Consider the following 23,707-nt stretch of genomic DNA (forward strand, 5'->3'; position numbering starts at 1 on the left):
CGGGCCGGGAAGCGGCCGGCGGCGGCTTCCCGGCCCATCCGTCAGGCTTGCTCCGCGCCCTTCGCGGCCGCCAGCTCGCGCACCCGGGCAACCACCGGCGCGATGGCGGCGCGGTCGGTGCCGTCGAAGCCGCCGCGCATCCCCGAGAGCATCTCGGCGGCGCGCGGGTCGGTGGCCGCCTGCTTCTCCTGCATCTTGAAGAACATCTTCATGGCCAGCTTGTTCGGCAGGCTCAACCGCTCGTAGGCGAACCCGCCGCGCAGGTAGAACCGCTCCACGCCGTCGAGCTCCGGCGAGGGGAACTCCCGCGCCATCGCCTCGTCCACCATGTCAGCCCACTCGGGCGGCGTCGCGCCCACCGCGAACGCGACGAACGGGGTGCGCGGATGCGCGGCGCGGGCGCGCGCGAGCCACTTCTTCCCCACGAGCCCGCCCGCATGGAGCCAGCCGCCGAACACGACCGCATCGTAGGAGCCCGCGTCGATCCCGTCCGCCCGCTCCACCGGCACCGCCTCGCCGCCCAGCTCCTCCGCGATCCATTCCGCATAGCGCCTCGTGAAACCCGTCTGCGATGCGTACACCACCACGGCCCTCATCGCGCACCCCCTTCCGCTGCGGCGCCCGCGGGCGCCCCGATCGCCTGTGCGGAGAAGAACCGCCCCAGGTGGCCGCGCACGAGCGGCTCCGCATCCTCCCAGGGGACGTCCGAGAGCAAGAGCAGGAACACCGGCCCGTAGAACTCGCGCGCGAGCGCCGCCGCGTCGTCGGTCGCGAACTGCCCGACGGCCATCAGGTGCTCGAACACCGTGCGCTGGATGGCCAGGGGCTGCTCCACGAACACGAAGCGGAACGCCTCCGCGGCCTGCTCGTCGGCGTAGCGGCTCGCGGCCAGCAACCGGCGCAACCGGACCATGTCCCCGTCCGCGAAGAAGTGCCGGAACCCCGCGAGCACCCGCCGCTCCGTCTCCTCGAACGCCCCGGCGTACCCGTCGGGGCGTTCGGCCGGCGCGGCCATGACGCCCTGCGCCGCGAACACCGCGCGCGTGCGCTCCAGCTGCGCGGCCAGAACCGCGTCGAAGATGGCCTGCTTGCCCGGGAAGTGGTTGTAGAGCGACGCGTCCTTGACGCCCACCGCCGCCGCGATGTCGCGCACGGAGACGGCATGGTACCCCCGCTCCGCGAACAGCCCGAACGCCGCCTCGACGATCCGACCCTTCGTGTCCCTGTCCCTCATGCATCCTCCTAAACTAGCGAACGCTAGCTATTATACTAGCACTTGCTAGTTTTGCAAGCAAGCCAACGACCGTACAGATGTTTCACGTGAAACATCTGGCCAAGGGGTGCGGAAACGGGGGCTGGGGACGTGCGCGCAGGAAGCGGGACCGTGGTGCCGGCGGGGCGAGGGCGCTAGCCCTTCGTCGCGGCCTCGAGCATCTGCTGGAGCACCTCCACGTGGCTGCGGCGCTTGTGGGTGGCGGTGCCCAGGAGGCAGACGCTCTTGTACTCGCCGTAGCGGTCGTAGAACTGCGGAACGGCCTCGCGCTCGCGGATGTCCTCGCGGTAGGCGTCGGCGTAGGCGTCCCAGCCGATGTTGCCGTGCAGGTAGCGCTCAAGCATGGTGGGCGCGGGGGCGAACAGCTTGTCGTGCACGTAGTCGGCGTGCAGGAGCTTCGGCACGAAGTACGCCAGGTCGTTCTTCTTGGTGAAGCCTGCCAGCTGGTTCGTGTTCTTCAGGCGCGTGTCCAGCAGCAGGTCGACGTCCCATGACTCCAAGGCGCCGAAGAACTTCTCGGCAGTGGTCTCGTAGGCGCTGATCGTGTTGATTCGCATGGCGGAAGGCTCCTTCTCGGCCGCGCGCGAACGCGGGCCACGGCTTTTCGGAACACCATAACCGCACCGCCCCCCGCCCCGGCGCCGCGCACGGACGTTGTGGCGCAACCGCAGGCAAACCGCAGGCATTCCGTCACGCAACCGCCACGGCCGGGCCCTGCTGGAAGCCGCTCGCCGGCGCCCCGGCCAACCGCAGCCGCCGAAAACCCCTTCCTTGCGCTTTCTGCTCGCCGAGAAGGCCGATTGACCTTACAATACGGTCAACGTTAATTTGAATGCCCGGCAACAAGACGCGAGGTAGCCCTGCATGGATGCGAATGAAGCGCTGAACTCCTTCGACCTCGACCCACGCCTGTTCTACGATGCCATCTCCTACAGCACGGACGACTACCTCTACATCATCGACATGAAAACGGACATGGCCCTCGTGTCCGAGAACATGCAGCAGGACTTCGACCTGCCCGGACGCGTGTTCGAGGGACTCATCCCCCGGTGGCGCGAGCTCATAGCGGATCGCGACCGCCAGAGCTTCGACGAGTCCATCGACGACATGCTCTGCGGCAAGACCGACGAGCACGACCTGGAGTACCAGGTGCGCAACCGCAAGGGCGAGTACATCTGGATCATGTGCCGCGGGCTGCTCATGCGCGACGGCGAAGGCTCGCCCATGCTGTTCTCGGGCGCCGTCACCAGCCTGGAGCGCAAGGGCGAGGTGGACGCCACCACGGGCTTGTTCGCCCATGGCAAGTGCCTGCAGGTGCTCGACCGCCTGCTCGCCCGCGAGCGCCCCTCGGGCGGCATCCTGCTGTTGGGGCTCGACGACTTCTCGCGCATCAACTCGCTCAACGACCATTCGTTCGGCAACGGCGTGCTGCGCCAGTTCGCCCAGACGCTCCAGCGCCTGCTGCCCGAGAACGCCTCCGCGTTCCGCTTCGACGGCGACGAGATCGCGGTGGTGCTCGACGAGGCCGACCGCGGCGCCATGGAGGACCTGTACCGCGCCGTGCACGCGTTCGCCAACCGCCAGCAGGCCATCGACGGCGTGCCTTACTTCTGCACGGTGTCGGGGGGGCATCGCCATGGTCGGCGAGGACGGCACCACCGGGCTCGACCTCATCAAGCACGCCGAAAGCGCGCTGGAGGAAAGCAAGCACCGCGGCAAGAACACCGTGTCGTTCTTCTCGTCGGCCATGTCGGAGGAGAAGCTGCGCCGCCTGGAGCTCAGCGACCGCCTGCAGGCGTCCGTCGTGGACGGCATGCGGGGCTTCTCGGTGCACTACCAGCCGCTCGTGGATGCGGGAACGCTGGGCATCGCGGGAGCCGAGGCGCTGCTGCGCTGGAGCGCGGACGAGTTCGGCAGCGTGAGCCCGGCCGAGTTCATCCCCGTGCTGGAATCCTACGGGCTCATCGGCACCGTGGGTCGCTGGGTGCTCGAGCAGGCCGTGGGCCAGTGCGCGGCGTGGGACCGCATCCGGCCCGACTTCATCATGAACGTGAACATCTCCTACCTGCAGCTGCTCGAGACCGACTTCGTGCCGTTCGTGGAGCGCCTCCTGGCCCAGGCAGACGTCGAGCCGAGCCGCATCGTGCTGGAGATGACGGAGAGCTACTTCGTCACCGACCTCGAGGCGCTGCGCGCGACGTTCGACCAGCTGCGCGCCATCGGCATACGGTTGGCCATGGACGACTTCGGCACGGGGTACTCCTCGCTCGGCCTGCTGTCCCAATCGCCCGCCGACATCGTGAAGATCGATCGGCTGTTCATCAAGAACATCCACGTCGAATCGTTCAACCGCGCGTTCATCGACGCCGTCATCGACCTCTGCCACAGCGTGGACTTCGAGGTGACGGTGGAGGGGGTTGAGGAGCGGACCGAGCTGGACACCGTGCGCGCCATCGGCGCGGACAGCGTGCAGGGATTCCTCGTCTCCCGCCCGCTGCCCGCCGGGCAGTTCGAGGAGCGCTTCCTGGGCGCAGACGCCACCGGGGAGTAGGCGCCCGGCCTGCACCGGGCACGTCAGGCGGCAGGCTGCGTGCGCGGCGCTGCCTCCTTCCGCGCAGGCAGCGGCAGGCTGCAGCGCTCGGACACGGCGGCCGCCATCGGGGCTGCGGCGGCACGTCCCTCCATCACGGCCACGCAGTACGCGCTCTTGCCCGCGCGCTTGATGCGGTAGAGCGCCTGGTCGGCCGCGCGGTAGTACGCCTCGTACGACCAGCCGGGCCGCCCCACGGCAACGCCGATGCTCACGCTCACCGGCACGCCCTCGGCCGAGAGCCGCTCGACGCCCGCGATCACGTCGGCGCAGAGGCGCTCGGCCACGCAGGCGCAGGGGATGTCGGCCACGAACGCGGAGAACTCGTCGCCTCCCGCGCGGAACACGATGTCGGTGCGTCGGAACGACCGCTCCAGCAGCTGGGCGAAGCCGCGCAGCACGTCGTCGCCGCGATGATGGCCGTGCTCGTCGTTCACCTTCTTGAAGTCGTCCACGTCGAACATGAACAGCGCGCTGCACGCCCCCTCCCAGCGCGGCTCGGCCAGGGCGCCCTCCACGAGGCGCCTGCCCTGCCGCACATGGTACAGGCCGGTCAACGGGTCGCGCATGGCCTGGCGCTCCAGCAGGCGGCGCTCCTCGCGCAGCCGACGGTCCAGCAGGGCCTGCTCGGTCACGTCCTGGAGCACGCAGGCGCAGAAGCCCTCGCGGGGACGGTAGGAGCGCACGGAGAAGTAACGGTCGCCGGAGACGCTGCGGCAGGTGAAGTACTGCGTGGCGCCCGTGCGCGCCGTGTCGTCCAGCACTCCCAGCATGCAGCGCGCAACATCGGGGCAGGCGTCGAACACCGACGAGCCCACGAGCACCTCGCGCGCACAGCCCGCCAAGGCGATGGCGGCATCGTTCACATAGGCGAACACCGCATCGACGGTGCGCCCCTCCTCGTCGGGGACGGTCTTGACGACGGCGAACGGTACGGGCATGGCGCGCAGGTAGTCGGTCTCTTCGCTGGGGTTCGGCACGGTGCTCGGCACTCCTCTTGCTAGCTCTCTGGAACGGGGGGAGGAGGCCGCGACGCATCGGCGCCGCGCCAAGGGCGGCTGCAGGGCCGCGCGGGGCGTTACGGGGTTGCCTTCATAAGGGGCCGTCCTCACGGGGTCAGCATGCTACCAGCGCCGTCGGCCCCGTGTAAAGGCGCTTCACGCAACGTTGGCCGCCTTGAAACCATGCCGTTACGAAGCCGCCCTCATCCAGCCGCGCCCGCGCGCGGGACGAGCGGCGAGCCCAGGCGCGCAAGCTCGCCCGCCACCGTCTCCACCAGAAGGGGCAGCGCGGCAGCCACCTTCGGCGTGAGGCCCACCGTCACCACGGCCGGCGAGGGGTTCTCCACCTGCATGCCCAGGCACAGGCCCTCGGCCTCGTAGCCCAAGAGCGTGGCGGCGTCGAACAGGTCGACGAGCTTCAGGTCGTGCAGCGACGCCGTGGCGCCGGAGTGGCGCGCCATGGCATCGGGCTCGAAGCGGAACACGGTGCCCGGCTCCGCGTCCGTGCCGTCCACCGCGTCCACGGTGACGAGCACGTCGAAATCGCGCACGTACGGCAGCATATCCATGCTCAGGCAGCCCACGTCGAACAGCTCCACGTTGCCGGGCGCCTCGTAGCGCTCTACCAGCTCCTCGTACACGGCGGTGCCCAGCCCGTCGTCCAGCATGAGCTTGTTCCCCACGCAGAACACCCCGATGCGCCGCGCGCCCGCGCCCTCCGCCGTGCCCGCGGCGGGCGTGCCGCCCCCACGCTCCTCCCCCATGCCGATCACGCCCCCAGCGTCGGACGGATGACCAGGTTGTAGTACGTGGCCCCGGCGATCATGGCGCAGCCCGCCACCACGCTCACCGCGGCCCAGATGCGCTGACGGCGCAGGTACGCATCCTTCCCCACGCCCCGCGAGGCGGCGCGATGCGCGGCGAAGGGCTGCCCGATGAGGGAGAAGGCCACCGTGCCCGCCGTGAGCGTCGCGAAAACGGCTGCCGCCACGATGAGCGCGAGCGGCGTCCGCTCCGTCCACGCCGCATAGAACGTGTTGTCTGCGAACAGCCAGATGGGGTAGAACAGGAGCGCCGCCCACATGCCATGCGCCGGCCCCCAGATGGGCGGCAGGAACAGCGCACCCACGTTGAGGCGCGGTATACCCTCCAGGAACTTCTCTTCCCGTGCGATCTGCTCGTCCGTCAATTCCGCCACCGATGTCTCCTTCGCTCTCGTGATCGCCGCCTATTATAGCGAAGCCTTCGGCTGCAGAGCACGTAGGGGGCCGAGCGGTTTTCCGTGACGGTTCAACGCCAAACCAAGCAGCGACCTGTCGAACGTGCTACCATATGACACCAGGACGATAACATTAATGGATCGGGAGGCACCCCATGGACATACTCGCCATCGCCGGATCGCTTCGACAGGGAAGCTACAACCGCCAGCTCGCCGAGGCCGCAGGGGCGGCGCTGGGCAGGCTGCGCCCCGAGGCAGGCTTCCAGCTGCTCGCCTGGGACGACGTCCCGCTCATGAACCAGGACACCGAGCACCCCGCGCCCGCCGCCGTGGCGCGCGTGCGCGACGAGGTCAAGCGGGCCGACGGGCTGTGGCTGTTCAGCCCCGAGTACAACCACGCCATCCCCGGCCCGCTGAAGAACCTGATCGACTGGCTCTCGCGTCCCGTGAGCGAGGCCGAGGGCCAGGTGCTGGCCGGCAAGCCCGTGGCGCTGGCCGGGGCCAGCATCGGCATGAGCGGGGCGGCGCATGCGCAGGAGCAGCTCGTGGGCGTGCTCAGCTTCCTGGATGCGCGCATCATGAACCAGCCCCGCCTGGCCATCCCCCATATCGCCATCCAGGCCGCGGACGGCGTGCTCGCGCTGGACACCTCGGCGCCCTACCTGGAGCGCCAGGCGCAGGCGTTCGTGCGCTTCATCGAGCGCGAGGGCCGCTAGCGCCGGTCGGGCGCAGCCTCCTCGCAGCCGGGGGCTCCCGTGCCGGCCGCAGCCTGCCCGCACGCCGCGGTCGCGCCGCCCTCCGCGCACGCCGCGGCCTCCGCGGGCGGCGCGCCCTTGCCGCGCTCGGACAGCACGAGGCCGGCGCAGGTCAGCACGACGCCGACGCCTATCTGCGGCGTGAGCGGCTCGCCCAGCACCAGCACCGACGCCGCCACCGTGATCACAGGCACGAGGTAGATGTAGGCGCTCGTCTTCACGGCGCCCAGAAGCTTCACGGCGATGCCCCACGTGGCGAAGCACGCCGCCGACGCGCCCACGCCCAAGAACAGCATGTTCGCCGACATGAGCGGGTCGGCGAACCGCTCGAGGCCGAACTGGAAATCCAGCAGGAACAGCGCCGGCACCATGAGCACGAGGCCCCAGGCGAACGTGCGCTTCGTCATCTGGATGGTGTCGTCGCACAGAAGCGCCAGCTTGCGGGTGAGCACGGCGTAGAACGCCCACACGGCCGCGGCCGCCACGGCCAGCGCGTCGCCCACGACGCCGCCCGTGCCCAACCCCTCCCAGCTGATGAGGACGATGCCCGCCATGGCCAGCGCGAACCCGGCGAAGAACACGGGATGCAGCTTCTCGTCGCGCAGCAGCAGCGAGGACAGCAGCGCCGTGAAGAACGGGTTCACCGCCACGATCACGCCCACGTTGCTGGCCGTGGTGTAGGTGAGCGCGATGTTCTCGAACAGGAAGTACAGCACCACGCCCGTGAGGCCGGCCGCCGCCACGAGCGCCTCCTCGCGCCAGCCGCCCAGCTTCACGTGGCGCGGGCGGCACGCCCACAGCACCAAGAACCCGATGAGGAAGCGGTAGAACAGTATCTCGATGGGCGCGAAGTCCACGAGCAGCACCTTCGTGGCCACGAACGTCGTGCCCCACACCACCACGGTGAAGAGCGCGAACAGGTGCCCCCGCGCCGCCGAGCCCCCGGCCGCCCGCGCGGCCGCTGCCGCCTCGCGCGCGCTCACGAGGCGTCCTTCGCACAGGCGGCACGGTAGCGCGCCGGCGTGAGCCCCGTCACGTTGCGGAACACGCGCCCCAGATGGGCCTGGTCGGCGAAGCCCGCAAGGCCGGCAGCTTCGACGGGCGTGCAGCCCTGCTCCAGCAGGCTCTTCGCATGCATGACGCGCACGGCCGTGAGGTAGCGGCCGGGCGTGATGCCGAGCTCCCTCTTGAAGGCGCGCACGAGCGCATAGCGGCTCGTGCCCGCGACGGCCGCCATGTCCTCGAGCGCGATACGGTCGGCGTAGCGCGCGTCCACGAAGGTGCGCGCCGCCGCCACGGGGCCTCCCGGCTCCGCGCATGCCCGCGCGCTGCCGGCGGCCGCGTCGGCGGCAGCGAGCAGTGCGCACAGCAGGCCGTCAAGCTCGGCGAGGGCCCCCGGGCCCTCGTGCGCGGCCCGCGCGAAGAGCGCGTCCGCCCGCGCGAACAGCGCGGGGTCGTGCAGCACGGGAACGGCGAACCGCGGCGCACGCATCGCCCGACCGTCCGAGCCCGCGACCGCCCCGCATGCGGCAGGCGGCATGCCCCCTGCCGCAGCGCCTTCGCGCGCAGAGCCTCCCGCCGTCCCCTCCCCGCCTCGTTTCGAGAGCGCGGCCATCACGCCCACCGGCACGTTCGCGCAGCGGTACGAGAACGGCTCGTCGTCGAGCGGGTCGCAGGCATGGGGTTCGCCGGGATTGACCAGGAACACGTCGCCGGGCTCCAGCACATGCAGCTCGCGAGAGCTCACGGTGAGCGCGCGGCGGCTGGCGTGCAGGACGCCCACCACGTAGTGGTCGTGCAGGTGGTTCGGGAACGCCCGGATATCCCCGGCCAGCGAGCATACCTCCACGACGGACCCGTCGGGAAGCGCGAGCGCCCGCACCTCGCGCGCGCTCATGCCCCGCGGCCCCTCCTCCGCCTGCGGGCCTTCGACCCGCTCGCCTTCGCATCGCATACGCCTGATCTCCTTTCGCAAAGGCACAGTATAGTCCATGCGCACGCCGCGGCGCTTGTACGTTATTGCGCACCCGGCGGGCGGCGTACCTATCGCCCGTCGGGCGCCCAGCACCTCGCCGCATGCCCCGCCGCCCGTCCGCCTCCGCACCCCCGCCTCGCCCCGCATCGCCCGCCCCGCCCCCGCAAAAGGGAGGGGACCCGGTTTCCCAGGTCCCCTCGAAGAGCGGTTCCAAGCGATGGCGGGTGCCGTGCGCTTTAAGCCTTCTCGTGATGCAGGTCGTCGTCGCCCACGATCGTGTGGTGCTCGGGATCGTACACGAGTCCGCCATGCTCCTTCCAGAAGAACATGAGCAGCGTCGGGGAGATGCCCTCGATGTTCGCCAGGTAGATATGGATGAACATGAAGCAGATGAAGACGTACATCATGAAGTAGTGGATGATGCGCATCGACATGAGGCCGCCCACCAGATCCGTGCCGGCCGCGAAGAAGCCCATGTTCATCGTGGGAGCCCACAGGGCCAGGCCCGTGTAGAACATCAGGATGATGAGGATGGGGATGGCCAGGTAGCTGATCTTCTGCGGAACGCCCAGCTTGGCGCCCAGCGGGTGGTCCTTCTTCAGGAACAGGTAGTACTTGATCCACGCGCCCAGCTGGTGGCGGTTGTCGGCCTGGGGCAGCCAGGTCTTGTAGTCCGTCACCTGGTAGCGCGTGCCGCCGTCCGGCGAGGACTTCACGAAGAAGGCCATGATCACGCGGACGATGCAGTTGATGAACAGGATGAAGCCGCAGAACACGTGCACGCCGCGGGCGATGCCCATGAACGCGGGCCAGAACGGGAAGTGGATGCTGAAGCCCGTGACGATCAGCAGGATCATGCAGACGAGGTTGATCCAGTGCGTGATGACGAAGGGCATCGGATGCGCTTCGCGGTAGTGTGCCAAGTGCGCCATGTTACTTCACCCCCCAAGGGCTCGTGACGGTCTCGAAGCTCTTGCCCGTCGCCGGCTCGGTGATGTGGACCGCGCACGCCGTGCAGGGGTCGAAGCTGTGCACCGTGCGCAGCGCGTTGATGGGCTTCTCGATGTCGCCCACCGGGTTGCCGATGAGGGCCTGCTCCATCGGGCCGCTCTCGCCGTTGGCGTTCTTCGGCGCGAGGTTCCAGGTGGTCGGGATGATGATCTGGTAGCCCGTGATCTTGCCGTCCTTGACTTCCTCGGAGTGGTAGAGCGCGCCGCGGGGCGCCTCCCAGAAGCCGGTGCCGGAGCCGGTGATGGTGGCGGGCTCGCGGAAGTACTCGCTGTCGCCGCTCTTCACGGCCTCGCAGAGCTCGGCGACCCAGTCCTTCATGAGGCCGGCGATGTAGAGCGTCTCGATCTGGCGGACGGCGGTGCGGCCGAGCGTGGACTGCGCCACGCCGATCTGGCCGGGGGCGCCCAGCGCCTCCAGCAGGCCGTCGACCTGCTCCACGATGAACGGCACGTTGCGCTTGTACGCGGCCAGGACGCGGGACAGGCCGCCGGCCTCGTAGGGCTTGCCGTCGTAGGCGGGGCACTTGACCCACGTGTAGCGGTCGTTCACGTCGTAGGAGGTGAACTCGGGCTCCGTGACGAAGTACGGGGAGGTGTAGGTCTCCTCGCCCTTGTACCAGGAGTGGCCCATGTACTCGGTGATGAGCTCTTCCTTCACGTCGGAGAGGTTGAGCTTGTCGTCGATGACGCCCATGGGCAGGTAGCGGTCCTTGAGCTCCATGCTCTCGTTCTCGAACACGCCCCAGGCCACGTAGCGGCCGCAGCCCTTGCCCCAGTTGAGCGCGTCGATGTAGTACGGCGCGATGGCAAGCGTGTCGGGGATCATCGTGGCCTCGACCCAGTCGTAGATCTCGTCGACGAGGTACTTGAGGTCGTCGAGCTTCTGGTCGGTGGGAACGAACGCCGTGCCGCCCGGGATGAGCGTCATGACGTGCGGCATCTTGCCGCCGATGATGGCGGACACCTGGGAGGCCTTGGCCTGCATCTGCAGCGCCTCCAGGTAGTGGGCCGTGCAGATGAGGTCGAGCTCGGGCGGCAGCTTGTAGCCGGTGCCGTCCTCGGCGTCGAACCAGTTGCCCGAGAAGATGGACAGCTGGCCGTTGTCGGCGAAGTTCGACAGGCGCTCCTTCAGGGCAACGAAGTCGCTGTTCGTGGACGTGCCGGCAGCCTGCGCGAGATCGTAGGCGTCGGCCGCGTCGGCCTTGAGGGCGTTGAGCGGGTTCACGTAGTCCAGCGCCGCCAGGTTGTAGAACCACAGGATGTGGCTGTGCAGGAACTGCGCGCCCTCGAGCAGGTTGCGGATGATGCGCGCGTTGTTCGAGATCTTGATGCCGTAGGCCTTCTCGGCCGCGATGGCGGACGAGTGGGCATGCGAGACCGGGCACACGCCGCAGATGCGCTGCACGATCTGCGCGGCGTCTTCGGGCGTGCGGTTCTCCACGACCATCTCCATGCCACGGAAGCAGCCGCCGGACACCCAGGCGTCGGAGACCTTGCCGTTGGTGACCTCCATCTCCACGCGGAGGTGGCCCTCGATGCGGGTGATCGGGTCGATAACTGAACGGGTCATGTAGGCTTACCTCCCTTCTTCTTCATCGGATTCGACAGCCTTCGCGTTCGCGTTGTGGCTGCTCTTCTCGCACGCGGCCTTGGCCTCGTCGCGCGTGAGGTCGTACTTCCCGATTGCCTTGTCGGGGTGGTTCTTGTCCCAGGCACGGACCTTCTCGAAGTCGGCGCCGCCGTCCATGCGGCCCGTGATCTTCATGCCGAAGCCGTGCACGACGAGCGCTGCGGCCAGGATGCCCGTGATGCCGAGCGCGATCGTGCCGGGCTGGACCATCCAATCGCCGATGCGCAGGTCGCGATGGCGCTTGTAGAACGGGGTGTTGACCTCGACCCAGTTGTGGCCGGGGTCGTGCGGCGCGGCCTCGCAGCAGCCGATGCAGGGGGAGCCCGCCTGCACGCACCAGCTGCGGCGGTTGTTCCACAGCGTCACGCCGCAGTTGGACTTCGTCTGCGGCCCGCGGCAGCCGAGCGGGTACAGGCAGTACCCCTTGGCCTCCTCCTCGGAGCCGAACTGGTAGACGAACTCGCCGTTCTCGAAGTGGCCGCGGCGCTCGCAGTTGTCGTGGATCGTCTGGCCGAAGATGCCCTCGGGCTTGCCCTCGTTGGTGAGCGGGGGCAGCTTCTCGAGCATGATCACGTCCACGAGCACGGACACGAGCCACTCGGGGTTCGCAGGGCAGCCCGGGATGTTGATGACCTTCGTCTCGATGCCGGCCTTCTCCAGGAACTGCTGCACGCCGAGCGCGCCCGAGCTGTTCGGATGGGCGCCCATCCACCCGCCGTTGACGGCGCAGGAACCCAGCGCCACCACGGCGTTGGCCTTCTCCGCAGCCTCGATCAGGTGCTCCGTGCCGGGCTTGTCGGCAACGCGCAGCGCCTGGCCGTCCCAGCCCTCCAGCACGGCACCCTCGTACACGAGGATGTAGTTGCCGGCCTCGATCGTCTGCTCCTTGGCTTCCTCCATCGACCAGCCGGCAGCCGCGGAAAGCGTCTCCGAATAGTTAAGCGAGATCAGCTCCAGCACGACGCTCGCGGGATCCGGCGTCTCGACCTGGGCGAACGACTCGGTACATCCCGTGCACGACGCGCCTTCGATCCAGATGACCGGATAGAGCTTCCCCTTCGTAGCGCCGATCACGGATTTCTCGAGGGCCTGCGCTATCTGCGGCGCGGCGAGCTGGGACAGCCCGGCAGCCGCGGCGACGGCGCCGCAAAGCTTCATGAAGCTCCGTCGCGTCACGCCGCGGGCGGAGAGCATGTCCTGAAACTCTGAAACCGTGGCCTCTGTTTCCATGTGCACACCTCCTCAGGTGCTTCTCGTCTGATATTCACTGCTAGCATTTTCCCCGAGAAGTGTTTCTTGCGTCCTTGCGTCTACGCGAGCGCAACGTTTGGGCCGCAAATGGTACAAAAATGTTACAGATACCCCTTCTCGTAACATGATTTATGCAGGTTAGGCGCGCTTTTATGCAAAAACCCGCATAACGGGCCCAACCTCCTCGAACCACGTGCGATACAAGGCCGCTCATCGAAAAACAGGAGAAATGTTGGATTCCTGCACGGGAAGCGGCCCCACCCCTCGGGCAACGCCGCACGGAAGGATATCATAAGACGGCGCGCAAAGCGACCTTTGCATCCACATCGACCGAAGGACAACCCCATGCCCGTCTCCGCACCCGTGTTCGCCTACCTCGGCCCCGCCGGCACCTATACCCACGAGGCCGCCCGCGCCTTCGCCGCGCGGCTGGGCATCGACGAGCCCGCGCTTCTCGAATGCGCGTCGTTCGACGAGGTGTTCGACGCCGTGGACCGCGGCAAATGCGAGTTCGGCGTGGTGGCGAAGGAGAACTCGCTCGAGGGGTCGGTCACGGCCACGCTCGACAACTTCGCGTTCAAGAGCCAGGCCTCCATCCTGGGCGAGCACGTGCTCGACATCCACCACTGCCTCGTGCTGCACCCCGACGCGAAGCTGGAGGACGTGACCTGCGTGGCCTCGCACGCGCAGGGGCTCGCGCAGTGCCGTCGCTTCCTGGCCGAGCGGCTGCCGGGGCGCGCGACCGTCACCACGTCGTCCACCGCCGAGAGCGCCCGCATGGCCGCCGAGGACGTCCACGTGGCCGGCATCGCGAACGCGTTCGCCGCCGAGCTGCACGGCGCGCACGTGGCCGTGCGCGACATCGAGGACCATTTCGGCAACCAGACGTCGTTCGCCCTCATCGGCCGCCAGGGACACCCGCCCGTATTCCGCGGCGACCGCTACAAGACCTCGCTCGCCCTGTTCTTGCAGGTGGACCGCGCGGGCACGCTGAACATGATCCTGTCCGAGTTCGCCTACGCCGGCATCAACCTGTCGATGATCCAATCGCGCCCCACGAAGCAGGCGCTCGGCGACTACATGTTCTTCATCGAGTTCAAGGAGGACGCGAACACCCTGCCCGTGCAGACGGCCCTGAACTGCCTGCGCCTGAAGCTGCGCGAGGTGAAGGTGCTCGGCAGCTACCCGGTGGACTAAGGGCGTTAGAGCGCCAGGATGCCCAGGTGCTCCAGCAGGATCTTCGTGCCGATGAGCACGAGGACGATGCCGCCGGCGATGGTGGCGGCCTTCTCGTAGCGCGCGCCGAAGCGGTGCCCCACGGCCACGCCCGCGAGAGCGAGCACGAACGTGGTGGCGCCGATGAGCCCCACGGACATGACGATGTCCACGCGCAGGAACGCGAACGTGATGCCCACGGCGAGCGCGTCGATGCTCGTGGCGATGGCGAGCATGACGAGCTCGCGCAGGTCGAGCTTGCCGTCGGCCGGGCAGGACAGCTCCTCGTCGTCCTCATGGAAGGCGTCCCAGAGCATCTTGCCGCCGATAAGCGCCAGAAGGCCGAAGGCTATCCAGTGGTCCACCGGCGTGATGTAGCGCTCGAACTGCGTGCCCAGCGCCCAGCCGAGAAGCGGCATGAGCCCCTGGAAGCCGCCGAAGAACAGCGCGATGACCAGCGCCTGGCGCATGTTCAGGCGCTTCATGCACAAGCCCTTGCACACCGACACGGCGAACGCGTCCATCGACAGCCCCACCGCGATCAAGAACAGCTCCGCGAATCCCATGGTCGTTTCCTCTCGTCTCCGCAATCCCCCTGGCCGCGCCGCAGCGCCGGTCCGGGCTGCAGGCAAAAAAACACCGGCGCGTGCGCACCGGCTGCAGAAGCGAGCGGTGCGACGCCAAGCGCCACACCGCGAGTCTTGTCGTTTCAGGTTGCGCCAGCTTCAGGAAGAAGCAGCATGTTGACGCAGCCGCGCCTTGACGGCGCCGACTACTCCCCCACGGGATTCGGATATTCTAGCACAGGTTTCCGCCGCCGAGTCGTCAAACACCTTGCCATAACCTCCGTTTTCGTCCACTTGTCTGACCAGGTGTTATATATTGTTTTACCTGTTCAGGAGCTTGCTATGGGATGGACAAGAACGGAGGTTGTGGCCGACATCGGCCCGGTGCGCCTACGCGAAGAACAGGTCGCCCTCCCGGCGGAAGAAGCCCTCGGACACCAAGTCGGCGACGATGCCGTCGAACACGTCCGCATCCACGCAGGGGCGGCCGGCGGCCTGCTCGAAGGCGTCCAGGCGACCGGCCAGCTCCGGCGCGGCGATGCCCGGGGCGGCCAGCACGATGCGCACGAGCTCGGCGCGCTTCTGCCGCCGCGACCCCTCGAAGGCCGACTGCCGCGTATGGTGGGCGCTGCGCCTTGACGGGTTCGCCACCTGGGTCTTCAAGTGCGCGCCGTAGTCCAGGAGCGCGTAGTACCACGCCCGGGCGCCCTCCTCGGGGCACGTGTCCGCCACGAGCGGGGCCAGCTCCCGGTCCCTCACGCCCTCGCGGCCCGGGAACAGCTCGTGCAGGAACACCGTGCGCACGTTCGTCTCCAGGTAGAGCGAGGGGCGGTCGAAGGCGAACGCCACCACGCCGGCCGCCGTGGCCGGGCCGATGCCGGGCAGCTGCACCAGCTCCTCGGCCGTGGAGGGCAGCTGCCCGCCCCGTTCGGCGGCGCAGAGGTCGGCCGTCCTCTTCAGCGCGAGGGCGCGGCGGTTGTAGCCGAGCCCCTGCCACTGGGCCAGCACATCGGACGTGTCGGCCGACGCGAGCGCGTCGATCGTGGGGAACAGCGCCATGAAGCGCTCCCAGAACCGTCCCACGCGCGCCACCTGGGTCTGCTGCAGCATGATCTCGGACACGAGCACGGCGTAGGGGTCGTCGAGGTTGCGCCACGGAAGGTCGCGGTAGAGCGCCGCACCCCGCTCGCGCACGAGCGCCGTGAACGTCTCGCGGTCGGGTGCGGCAGGCGGCCACGCAGGCCGCGGGCCGTCCGTCAGCGGCATGGGCCCTGCGTGCAGGACGGGCGCGCCGCGCACGCGCAGGCGCTCGTCCGCACCCCCGACGCATCGCGGGACGCAGCGGCGCCGTCGGCCGGCGAAGGCGCCTCGCCCGCTCCCATGGCCTCCTCCACCACGGGATGGGAGGCTCCCTGCTCGAACAGGTCCCTGAGCGTGATGGAGGCGAAGTAGCCGTTGAGCAGGCGGTCGGCACCCTGCCATACCTTGTTGTAGGCGCACTCCGGCTGCTTTTGGCAGTAGTCGGGGTCCATGGCGCACAGCGAGATGCTCACCGGCCCCTGGATGGCCTCCAGCACTTCCAGCAGCGTCACCTCGGCCGGGTCGCAGTTGAGTATGAGGCCGCCGTGCGCGCCGCGCACGGTCTTGATGAGGCCTCCCTTCACCAGGTCGTGCTGGATGCTGCGCGCGAACGCGTAGGGTATGTCCTCGTCCTCGGCGATGTCGGACACGGATACGTAGGCTTCGCCGCTCTTGTAGGCGGCCCGGAGAATGCGGCAGGCGTAATCGCAGCGTCGCGTGATATCCATAAAGTCTACTCCTCGGTTCCTTTCAGCAGGTCGTCGAGATGATCGAGGTCGCGGCGGAAGTCCCGCACGACCGCGTCCTCGAGGGCGCGGTACTCGTCCGAGTCGAGCGGCTGGTACGCCGCCAGCTTGTCGAACAGGTTGTCCGCGGTGACGGGCACGTAGCGCCGTGCCACGAGGCTGGCCTTGTAGGCTTCCTCGATGGCCTCGCGCGCCGCCATGTAGATGTCGTAGCGGGGCATGCCGGAGGACAGCCGCACGAGGTCGACCCGGTTCACGCCGCGCAGCGACGGATGCTCGCGCGCGATCTCCATCCAGATGTCCACGCGCTCCTCAGGCGTGGGATAGTCGATGTCCACGATGGACAGCGGCTCCAGCAGGTCGAAGAAGAACGGGTCGATCTCCCCCGCCTCCGCCGCCGAGGCCAGCACGAACACGTCGGGATTCTCCACCGCCGAGCGGATGAGCCCGATGGCCTCGCGCGCCCCGCGCGACAGGCTGGAGAACACGAAGCCGCCGAAGTCGTCGCCGCCCTCGGTCATGGGCGACGCCCACAGGTCCAAGTCCTCCAGCATGAGCACGCCCGGCCCCTCGAAGGCGTTGCGCGCGGCGTTGAGCTGGGGCTGGTTGTCGGCCTGCGCCATGACGCACAGCACGGGCATGCCCTGGAGGTTCTCCTCCATGCGCATGCGGATGGCCGGCATGTCCAGCTCGCCGAGCGTGGCCGCCATGAAGCGGTTCGCGTCCTCGCGGGCGGGCGAGCGGAAGAGTATCGCGTCGGCGGCCGGCATGCGGTCCAGGCCGTGGCGCGCGTTGAGCAGCTCCACGAGGCTCTGGAACTGGGGGTCGTCCTGCATTCCCAGGCCGAAGTCGCGCATGAGCGCCACCGTGTCGTTGTAGCCGACGATGTCGGCGTAGGAGATGCGCTCGATGGCCGACACCACCGCGTGCGCGTCGGCATCGGGGCCCATGGCGTCCTCGACCGCCTTGGCGGCCTGGGCGAGCGCCGCAGCGTGCTCGGAGGACGCGTCCTTTCCCTGATCGCCCTTCGTGCCGCCCGCCTCGCGCCGCCAGGCGGCGGCGCCCTTCTCGGCGTTCCCGGCACTCTCGGCGGCCTTCGCCGCATCGTCCCCGGCCCCGGCGGCCCCCGCCGCCTCCGGGTCGGGCAGCGCTGCGCGCGGGGAGCGCGGGAGCGTGACGTGCTCCACCTTCATGAGCCGCGGCGCGTCGATGCCGAGGAAGTCCTGGGAGATCATGTCGGTCATGTCCTCCAGGTCCTCGCGCGTCAGCCCGAACTCCTCCAGCTTGTCGAGCGCGAGGCGCTGCAGCTGCTCGGCGCAGGCGGCCACCTCGTCGGAGGCCAGGTAGGGCTCCAGCTTCTCGAAGATGTACTCGGCAAGCGAGCGCTCCTTCAGCTTGCAGGCCAGCGCCCATGCCTGGCGAAGGCCCTCCACGGCCTCGTCATCGGGCGCGTAGGCGCCGTGCGCCCCCTTCTCGAAGGCGGCGAGGTACAGGTGCATGCCCAGCACCGCATCGCCTGCCGCGCAGGCTTGCGCGGCACGGTGCAGGTAGTCGGCGGCGGAGTTGTCGTATTCGTCGTTCTGGCTTGGTGAGCTGTTCGCGTCAGCGTTCTCGAACATGGACCCACCTCCTTCGCAAGTATGTTTCGCCTGTCAAATGCGCAATTGTATATGGTCAAGTCGCATTTTACCGGACTGGGAGGCAGGCGCATAGGGCGCGCCGCAAAAACCTCAAAACGTCACGGGACGGAAAGGGGCGGGACAGGGAGGCGGGTGCGACCCCCCGTCCGCGAGCGAATGACGCCGCCCCGCCTCCCAGCCTCCCCCTCGTCTCACCAGCCGAGAACCGTCCAGCCCTTCTCGCGAGCCGTGCGGGCGAGCGGTCGGTCAGGGTCCACGGCGAAGGCGTGCCGGGCGGCGCCCAGCACCGCGCGGTCGGAATGGTGATCGCCGTAGGCGCTGTCCAGCACCCAGTTCCCCGGTCCGAAACGGCCGTCGCCGAAACGCTGCACGGCCGCGATCTTCTCCTCGCCCTCCACGGGCAGGCCCTCCACCTCGCGGGTGTACGTGCCGTCGGGCGCCTTGCGCATGCGCGTGGATATCTGGAACGCGAAGGGATGGTGCTCCATGGCGCGCAGGATGATGGGCTCGAACGTGGCCGAGATGACCACCACCGTGTCGCCCGCCGCCGCATGGGCGCGCATGGCGGCGTCGGCCTCGGGGCGGAACAGGAGCGCGATGCGCTCGTCGTAGAAGTCGGCCAGGAACCGGTCCACCTCGTCGGCCGAACGGCCCTCGAACGCCGTGAACACCAGGCTGCGCACCTTGCTCTCGTTCTGCGGCAGGCGCAGCTTGTAGGCCGCCGCCCACAACAGGATGCGGAAGATCACCCGCTTGCGCAGCATGCCGCGCTCCATGAGGTGCTGCACGAGCAGCACGGGCGAGTTGCCCTCGATGCTCGTGCCGTCGAAGTCGAACACCGCGAGCCGCGCCGGCGCGTCGCCCTCGCGGCCCGTGTCAGGGCCGGCGAACGGCACGCCGTCGCCCTGGTGCTCTTCCGTTGTCGTCTCCCCCGGTCGGGACATAGGCCATCCTCGTCGTCGCGACGAGGTCCGGCCCGCATGCCCGGCCGCGGGGCCCGCACGGCGGCGGGCCCCTCCCGCGGTCGCGCTAGTCCTCGATCTCGTCGATAGTCTCAGCGAACTGTGAATTATACAGCTCCGCGTAGAAACCGCCAAGCGCGAGCAATTCCTCGTGCGTGCCCTGCTCCACGATGTCGCCGTCGCGGATGACGAGGATGAGGTCCGCGTTCTTGATGGTGGACAGGCGGTGCGCGATGACGAACGAGGTGCGCCCGGCCATGAGGTTGTCCATGGCCTTCTGGATGCGCTCCTCGGTGCGGGTGTCCACCGAGCTCGTGGCCTCGTCGAGGATGAGCATGCGGCGGTCGGCCAGGATGGCGCGCGCGATGGTGAGCAGCTGCCGCTGGCCCTGGCTGATGTTGCTGGCGTCCTCGTTGATCTCGGTATCGAAGCCCTCGGGCAGCGTCTGGATGAAGTGGTGGACGTAGGCGGCCTTCGCCGCCGCCTCCACCTCCTCGTCGGTGGCGTCCAGCTTGCCGTAGCGGATGTTGTCGCGGATGGAGCCGTTGAACAGCCACGTGTCCTGCAGCACCATGCCGAACATCGAGCGCAGGTCGTCGCGCGCGAAGTCGCGGATATCGTGGCCGCCTATCTTGATGGAGCCCGACTGCACGTCGTAGAAGCGCATGAGCAGCTTCACCATCGTGGTCTTGCCGGCGCCGGTGGGTCCCACGAGCGCCACGGTCTGGCCCTCGGTCACGCGCGCCGAGAAGTCCTTGATGACGGGCTTCTCCGGATTGTAGCCGAAGTGCACGTGATCGAATTCTACCTCGCACTCCACCTGCGACGACGTGATCGTCGCGTGGTCCGGCTCCTCCTCGGGCTCGTCCAGGAACTCGAAGATGCGCTCGGCGGCGGCGGCCATCTGCTGCAGCACGTTCGACACCTGCGTGAGCTGCGTGATGGGCTGCGTGAAGTTCTTCACGTACTGGATGAACGCCTGGATGTCGCCCACGGTGATGATGCCCTGCACGGCCAGGAAGCTGCCCGTGATGGCCACGGCCACGTACCCCAGGTTGCCCACGAAGTTCATGATGGGCTGCATGAGGCCGCTGAAGAACTGGCTCTTCCATGCCGAGTTGTACAGGCGCGCGTTCGTCTCGTTGAAGTTGTCCACCGTGCCGTCCTCGCGGTTGAACGCCTTCACGATGGCGTGGCCCGAGAACGTCTCCTCCACCAGGCCGTTGATCTCGCCGAGCGTGCGCTGCTGCGCCAGGAAGAACTTCTGCGAGCGCTTCACCACCACCATGATGAGCACCACCGACACCGGCAGGATGACCACGGTGACGAGCGTCATGAGCGGGTTGATGGTCAGCATCATGACGAGCACGCCGATGATGGTGGTGACGGACGTTATGAGCTGGGTCACGCCCTGGTTCAGGCTCTGCCCGAGCGTGTCCACGTCGTTGGTGATGCGCGAGAGGGTGTCGCCCACCGAGTTGCGCTCGAAGTAGCCCATGGGCATGCGGTCGATCTTCTCGGCGATGGAGCGGCGCAGCTCGTAGCTCGTGCGCTGCGATACCGACGACATGATCCAGCCCTGCACGAACGAGCAGGCTGCGGACAGCAGGTACAGCCCCAGCGTGAACAGGAGTATCTGCGCGATGGCGTCGAAGTTTATGCCGCCCGAGCCGTCGATCTTCGCCACGATGCCGTTGAACAGCTCGGTCGTGGCCGTGGAGAGCACCTTGGGTCCAACGATGTTGAACACCGTGGAGCCGATGGCGAACACGAGCACCACCACGAGCGCCGCCTTGAAACGGCCCATGAAGCCGATCATCTTCTTGAGCGTGCCCTTGAAGTCCTTGGGCTTCTCTCCGGGCATCATGCCGTGCCCGGGGCCGTGGCCGCCCATGGGGCCGCGGCGCGTGGCCGCCCCGTCCGTCTGCGCGCTCATGCCGCATCACCCCCGTTCAGTTCCTCGGCCGAGAGCTGCGACATCGCGATCTCCCGGTACTCCTCGCAGCCCTCCATGAGCTCGTCGTGCGTGCCCTGGCCGACGATCCGGCCGTCGTCGAGCACGACGATCTTGTCGGCGTGCAGGATGGTGGAGATGCGCTGGGCCACGATGACCACCGTCTTGCCGCCCAGGCGCGTGTGCAGCTCCTGGCGCAGCGCCGCATCGGTCTTGTAGTCGAGCGCCGAGAAGCTGTCGTCGAAGAGGTACGCGCGGGCCTCCGTGGCCAGCGCGCGGGCGATGGCCAGGCGCTGGCGCTGGCCGCCCGACACGTTCGTGCCGCCCTGCGACACCTCGGCGTCGAGCCCCTCGGCCTTCGAGGCGATGAAGTCGGCGGCCTGGGCCACCTGGGCCGCCAGCTCCACGCGCTCCTCGGGCATGCCCTCGTCCGAGTACGCGATGTTCGACTGGATGGTGCCGCTGAACAAAAACGCCTTCTGCGGCACGTAGCCCAGCTGCGCGCGCAGAGCCTCCTGGCTCACGTCGCGCACGTCCACGCCGTCCACGGTGATGGAGCCGCAGGTGACGTCGTAGAAGCGCTCGATGAGCTTCACCACCGTCGACTTGCCCGAGCCGGTGGAGCCGATGATGGCCGTGGTCTGCCCCGGCTCGCAGGCGAAGTCCAGGTTCTCCAGCACGCACTCGGCCGAGTCGCCGTACTTGAAGCTCACGTCGTCGAACACGATGCGGGCGCCGCCCGTGCGGCCGGCCAGCTCCGCGTCGCGCGCCTTCCCGGGCGCAGGGTCGCAGATGGTGGGCTGCTTCGAAAGCACCTCGTCCACGCGCTGCGCGGCCACGTCGGCGCGCGGCAGCATGATGGAGATCATGCCGATCATGAGGAAGCCCATGATGATGACCATGGCGTAGGTGATGAACGCGATGAGGTCGCCCGTCTGGATGGTGCCGTTGTCGATGTAGGAGCCGCCCACCCACACGATGAGCACCGACACGCCGTTCATGATGAGCATCATCAGCGGCATCATGAACGTCATGACGCGGTTCGTGAACAGCTGGGTCTTCATGAGGCGCGTGCTGGCCACGTCGAAGCGCTGCTCCTCGAAGGGCTGGCGGTCGAACGCGCGGATGACGGGCAGGCCCGTGAGTATCTCGCGCGACACGAGGTTCACGCGGTCGATGAGCTTCTGCATGATCTTGAACTTGGGCATGGCCACCTTCATGAGCACGACGATGAGCACGCCGATGACCACTACGGCCAGCACGATGATCCAGCTCATGGCCAGGTTCGTGCGCGACACCATGATGATGCCGCCGATGGCCAGGATGGGCGCGTACAGCACCATGCGCAGCAGCATGACCGTGACCATCTGCACGAGTTGGATGTCGTTCGTGCCGCGCGTGATGAGCGAGGCGGCCGAGAAGCTCTGCACCTCGGCGTCGGAGAACGACACCACCTGGCGGAAGAGCTTCGCGCGCAGCGTGGCGCCCACCTTGGCGGCCGTGCGCGAGGCGATGAAGCCCACGAGGATGGCCACCGCCATGCCCAGCGCCGCGAGGCCCAGCATGGTCAGGCCGATGCGCACGAGGTAGCGCATCTGCATGTCGGAGAGGTTGTAGCCGAGCTGCTCGTACTCCGCGCGAGCAGCCGCGATGGCCTGCTGGTCGACGATGGAATCGCCCATGTCGCCCATCTGCTCCTTCGCCTTGTCCAGCATGTCGAGGATCTGCTGTTTCTGGACGGCGCCCGCCTGGTAGGCCTGCAGGGCCTGGTCGAGGTCGAGGTCGGGGATCTGATGGGAGTAGTGGATGGCCACGAGCGGCAGCGACACCATGCGGTCGAGCTCGGCCTGCTCGCGCTCGCCCTGGGCGTTCAGCTTGTAGGTGCCCTGGTCGGTCTCGTCGTAGGCGGCCTCGAACGTCTTCTCGTCGCCCTCGGGCAGCATCATGGCCACGAGGTCGTGGGTGCGGGCCGTCATCTCCTCGGTGGCGGCGTGCTCCACGCCCGACTGCTGGATGCCCACGTCCACGATCTGGGACGTGTAGTTCGGCAGCGCAAGGTCGGTGAACGCCTGCACGATGAGCAGGCACACGATGAGCGCGACCGCGATCTTGGAGTTCTTGAGGTAGCGGACTATGCGCACGGGGCATCTCCTCCTTCAGGGTCGCGCGGTGCGGAGGGCGCGGGGCCGCAAGGACACAGCGCCGACTCGCCGCCCGCGTGCGTGCGGTCGTGGAACTCGACGACGCGCTTGAGGATGCGCACAAGATGCGCCATGTCCTCCTCGCCCACGAACGCCATGACCTGCTCCATGTGCTCGTCGCGCATGCGACGCCCCTCCGCGGCGAACCGGCGGCCCTCGGCGGTGAGGCTCACCGTGACGGCGCGGTAGTCGTCCCCTGCCCGGCGCCGCTCGATCAGACCCTTCTCCTCGAGCGCCTTGAACGTCTGCGACAGCGCGCTGGGCGTCGTGTGCGAGAGCTCCGCCACGCGGCCGGGCCTGATGGGCTCGCCATGCTCCTCCAGCATCGCCACCGTCATCATGGTGCGCGCCTCCGACGGCGTCACGCCTTCGGGCGTGGGCGGGGTGATGCGGTCGTGCCGCATGCGCTGCATGAGCTCGTACAGCCCGCGCTTCGTCTCGGCGAACGATTCGTCCACGGCGTCTCCTTTCCTGATCTCCCTTGTAGTTTAGCTGCTAAACCTTAGCATAATTTAAATTTTAGTTTCTAAATTGTTTACACGGACACAGAACCTGCACGAATGCCGCGCAACAGCCCCTTCGGCAACCTGACTTCGCGATTCGAAAAAACTCAAAATAGGGTATTGCGCCGGATGGACG

At 68.1% G+C, this 23,707-nt stretch carries 22 protein-coding genes and 1 pseudogene; 4 read left to right on the forward strand and 19 right to left on the reverse strand.

All coding sequences use genetic code 11. The features are described from left to right. Positions 1-41 precede the first annotated feature (41 nt). The 3 genes from C1877_RS02980 to C1877_RS02990 form a co-directional block, all read right to left on the reverse strand. Entirely contained in the window at positions 42-596 is a 555-nt protein-coding gene (locus tag C1877_RS02980; protein WP_114568338.1) for a flavodoxin domain-containing protein, read from the reverse strand. Next, complete coding sequence (locus tag C1877_RS02985; protein WP_015539901.1) at positions 593-1,234, reverse strand: TetR/AcrR family transcriptional regulator; 642 nt, start codon at positions 1,232-1,234, stop codon at positions 593-595. Before C1877_RS02985 ends, C1877_RS02980 begins: the two co-directional genes overlap by 4 nt. 173 nt (positions 1,235-1,407) lie before the next feature. Then, positions 1,408-1,830: a DUF488 domain-containing protein gene (locus tag C1877_RS02990; protein WP_015539900.1), complete on the reverse strand. Its 423-nt coding sequence runs from the start codon at positions 1,828-1,830 to the stop codon at positions 1,408-1,410. Positions 1,831-2,269: 439 nt separating this feature from the next. Between C1877_RS02990 and C1877_RS15580 the strand changes: the two are divergent. Together C1877_RS15580 and C1877_RS15585 are read left to right on the forward strand one after the other, a co-directional pair. Next, positions 2,270-2,857: pseudogene (locus tag C1877_RS15580) on the forward strand (diguanylate cyclase domain-containing protein); the annotation flags it as partial. A gap of 52 nt (positions 2,858-2,909) precedes the next feature. Further along, positions 2,910-3,824, forward strand: coding sequence for a putative bifunctional diguanylate cyclase/phosphodiesterase (locus C1877_RS15585; protein ID WP_244909776.1), 915 nt, complete (start codon positions 2,910-2,912; stop codon positions 3,822-3,824). A gap of 23 nt (positions 3,825-3,847) precedes the next feature. Here C1877_RS15585 and C1877_RS03000 read toward each other — a convergent pair whose 3' ends face one another. The 3 genes from C1877_RS03000 to C1877_RS03010 form a co-directional block, all read right to left on the reverse strand. Further along, positions 3,848-4,843, reverse strand: a complete 996-nt coding sequence (locus C1877_RS03000; RefSeq protein ID WP_114568339.1) for a sensor domain-containing diguanylate cyclase — start codon at positions 4,841-4,843, stop codon at positions 3,848-3,850. Between the two features lie 224 nt (positions 4,844-5,067). Beyond that, complete coding sequence (locus C1877_RS03005) at positions 5,068-5,628, reverse strand: hydrogenase maturation protease (RefSeq protein ID WP_049784279.1); 561 nt, start codon at positions 5,626-5,628, stop codon at positions 5,068-5,070. Between the two features lie 5 nt (positions 5,629-5,633). Further along, entirely contained in the window at positions 5,634-6,062 is a 429-nt protein-coding gene (locus tag C1877_RS03010) for a hypothetical protein (protein ID WP_041239504.1), read from the reverse strand. A gap of 176 nt (positions 6,063-6,238) precedes the next feature. On the opposite strand from C1877_RS03010, the gene C1877_RS03015 reads away from it, so the two are divergent. After that, positions 6,239-6,799 carry an NADPH-dependent FMN reductase gene (locus tag C1877_RS03015; RefSeq protein WP_114568340.1) on the forward strand — a complete coding sequence of 187 codons (561 nt, stop codon included), beginning with the start codon at positions 6,239-6,241 and terminating at the stop codon, positions 6,797-6,799. Here C1877_RS03015 and C1877_RS03020 read toward each other — a convergent pair. The 5 genes from C1877_RS03020 to C1877_RS03040 form a co-directional block, all read right to left on the reverse strand. Beyond that, complete coding sequence (locus C1877_RS03020) at positions 6,796-7,821, reverse strand: DMT family transporter (RefSeq protein WP_114568341.1); 1,026 nt, start codon at positions 7,819-7,821, stop codon at positions 6,796-6,798. The genes C1877_RS03015 and C1877_RS03020 overlap by 4 nt on opposite strands. After that, on the reverse strand, positions 7,818-8,792 hold the full coding sequence (locus C1877_RS03025) for an AraC family transcriptional regulator (RefSeq protein WP_173014867.1): 975 nt from the start codon (positions 8,790-8,792) through the stop codon (positions 7,818-7,820). The genes C1877_RS03020 and C1877_RS03025 overlap by 4 nt, the downstream gene beginning before the upstream one ends. Before the next feature lie 257 nt (positions 8,793-9,049). Next, positions 9,050-9,745: a cytochrome b/b6 domain-containing protein gene (locus C1877_RS03030; protein WP_041239502.1), complete on the reverse strand. Its 696-nt coding sequence runs from the start codon at positions 9,743-9,745 to the stop codon at positions 9,050-9,052. A 1-nt stretch (position 9,746) separates the two neighbouring features. After that, the gene (locus tag C1877_RS03035) at positions 9,747-11,393 is read right to left on the reverse strand and encodes a nickel-dependent hydrogenase large subunit (protein WP_015539897.1); all 1,647 of its coding nucleotides are present in this window, start codon (positions 11,391-11,393) and stop codon (positions 9,747-9,749) included. Positions 11,394-11,399: 6 nt separating this feature from the next. Next, a complete protein-coding gene (locus C1877_RS03040; RefSeq protein WP_114568343.1) occupies positions 11,400-12,683 on the reverse strand; it encodes a hydrogenase small subunit in 1,284 nt (427 codons plus the stop codon). A gap of 366 nt (positions 12,684-13,049) precedes the next feature. On the opposite strand from C1877_RS03040, the gene pheA reads away from it, so the two are divergent. Beyond that, positions 13,050-13,901, forward strand: a complete 852-nt coding sequence (gene pheA, locus C1877_RS03045; RefSeq protein WP_114568344.1) for a prephenate dehydratase — start codon at positions 13,050-13,052, stop codon at positions 13,899-13,901. Between the two features lie 5 nt (positions 13,902-13,906). On the opposite strand, the gene C1877_RS03050 is transcribed toward pheA, so the two are convergent. The 8 genes from C1877_RS03050 to C1877_RS03085 all read right to left on the reverse strand — a co-directional run bounded on the left by C1877_RS03050 (position 13,907) and on the right by C1877_RS03085 (position 23,526). Then, entirely contained in the window at positions 13,907-14,485 is a 579-nt protein-coding gene (locus C1877_RS03050; RefSeq protein WP_114568345.1) for a manganese efflux pump MntP, read from the reverse strand. A 390-nt stretch (positions 14,486-14,875) separates the two neighbouring features. Further along, a complete protein-coding gene (locus tag C1877_RS03055; protein ID WP_114568545.1) occupies positions 14,876-15,751 on the reverse strand; it encodes an HhH-GPD family protein in 876 nt (291 codons plus the stop codon). Next, positions 15,742-16,293: an RrF2 family transcriptional regulator gene (locus tag C1877_RS03060; RefSeq protein ID WP_114568346.1), complete on the reverse strand. Its 552-nt coding sequence runs from the start codon at positions 16,291-16,293 to the stop codon at positions 15,742-15,744. Before C1877_RS03060 ends, C1877_RS03055 begins: the two co-directional genes overlap by 10 nt. A 5-nt stretch (positions 16,294-16,298) precedes the next feature. Continuing rightward, positions 16,299-17,930, reverse strand: coding sequence for a ribonucleotide reductase subunit alpha (locus C1877_RS03065; protein ID WP_114568347.1), 1,632 nt, complete (start codon positions 17,928-17,930; stop codon positions 16,299-16,301). Between the two features lie 212 nt (positions 17,931-18,142). Next, positions 18,143-18,895, reverse strand: coding sequence for an HAD family hydrolase (locus C1877_RS03070; RefSeq protein ID WP_114568348.1), 753 nt, complete (start codon positions 18,893-18,895; stop codon positions 18,143-18,145). 85 nt (positions 18,896-18,980) lie between these two features. Continuing rightward, positions 18,981-20,849 (reverse strand): ABC transporter ATP-binding protein, encoded by a 1,869-nt coding sequence (locus tag C1877_RS03075; protein ID WP_015539894.1) that lies wholly within the window; start codon positions 20,847-20,849, stop codon positions 18,981-18,983. Continuing rightward, the gene (locus tag C1877_RS03080) at positions 20,846-23,008 is read right to left on the reverse strand and encodes an ABC transporter ATP-binding protein (RefSeq protein WP_041239499.1); all 2,163 of its coding nucleotides are present in this window, start codon (positions 23,006-23,008) and stop codon (positions 20,846-20,848) included. Before C1877_RS03080 ends, C1877_RS03075 begins: the two co-directional genes overlap by 4 nt. Beyond that, positions 22,999-23,526 (reverse strand): MarR family winged helix-turn-helix transcriptional regulator, encoded by a 528-nt coding sequence (locus tag C1877_RS03085; protein ID WP_041239498.1) that lies wholly within the window; start codon positions 23,524-23,526, stop codon positions 22,999-23,001. The genes C1877_RS03080 and C1877_RS03085 overlap by 10 nt, the downstream gene beginning before the upstream one ends. Positions 23,527-23,707 lie beyond the last annotated feature (181 nt).

The organism is Gordonibacter pamelaeae (assembly GCF_003340385.1).
Classification (GTDB): domain Bacteria; phylum Actinomycetota; class Coriobacteriia; order Coriobacteriales; family Eggerthellaceae; genus Gordonibacter; species Gordonibacter pamelaeae.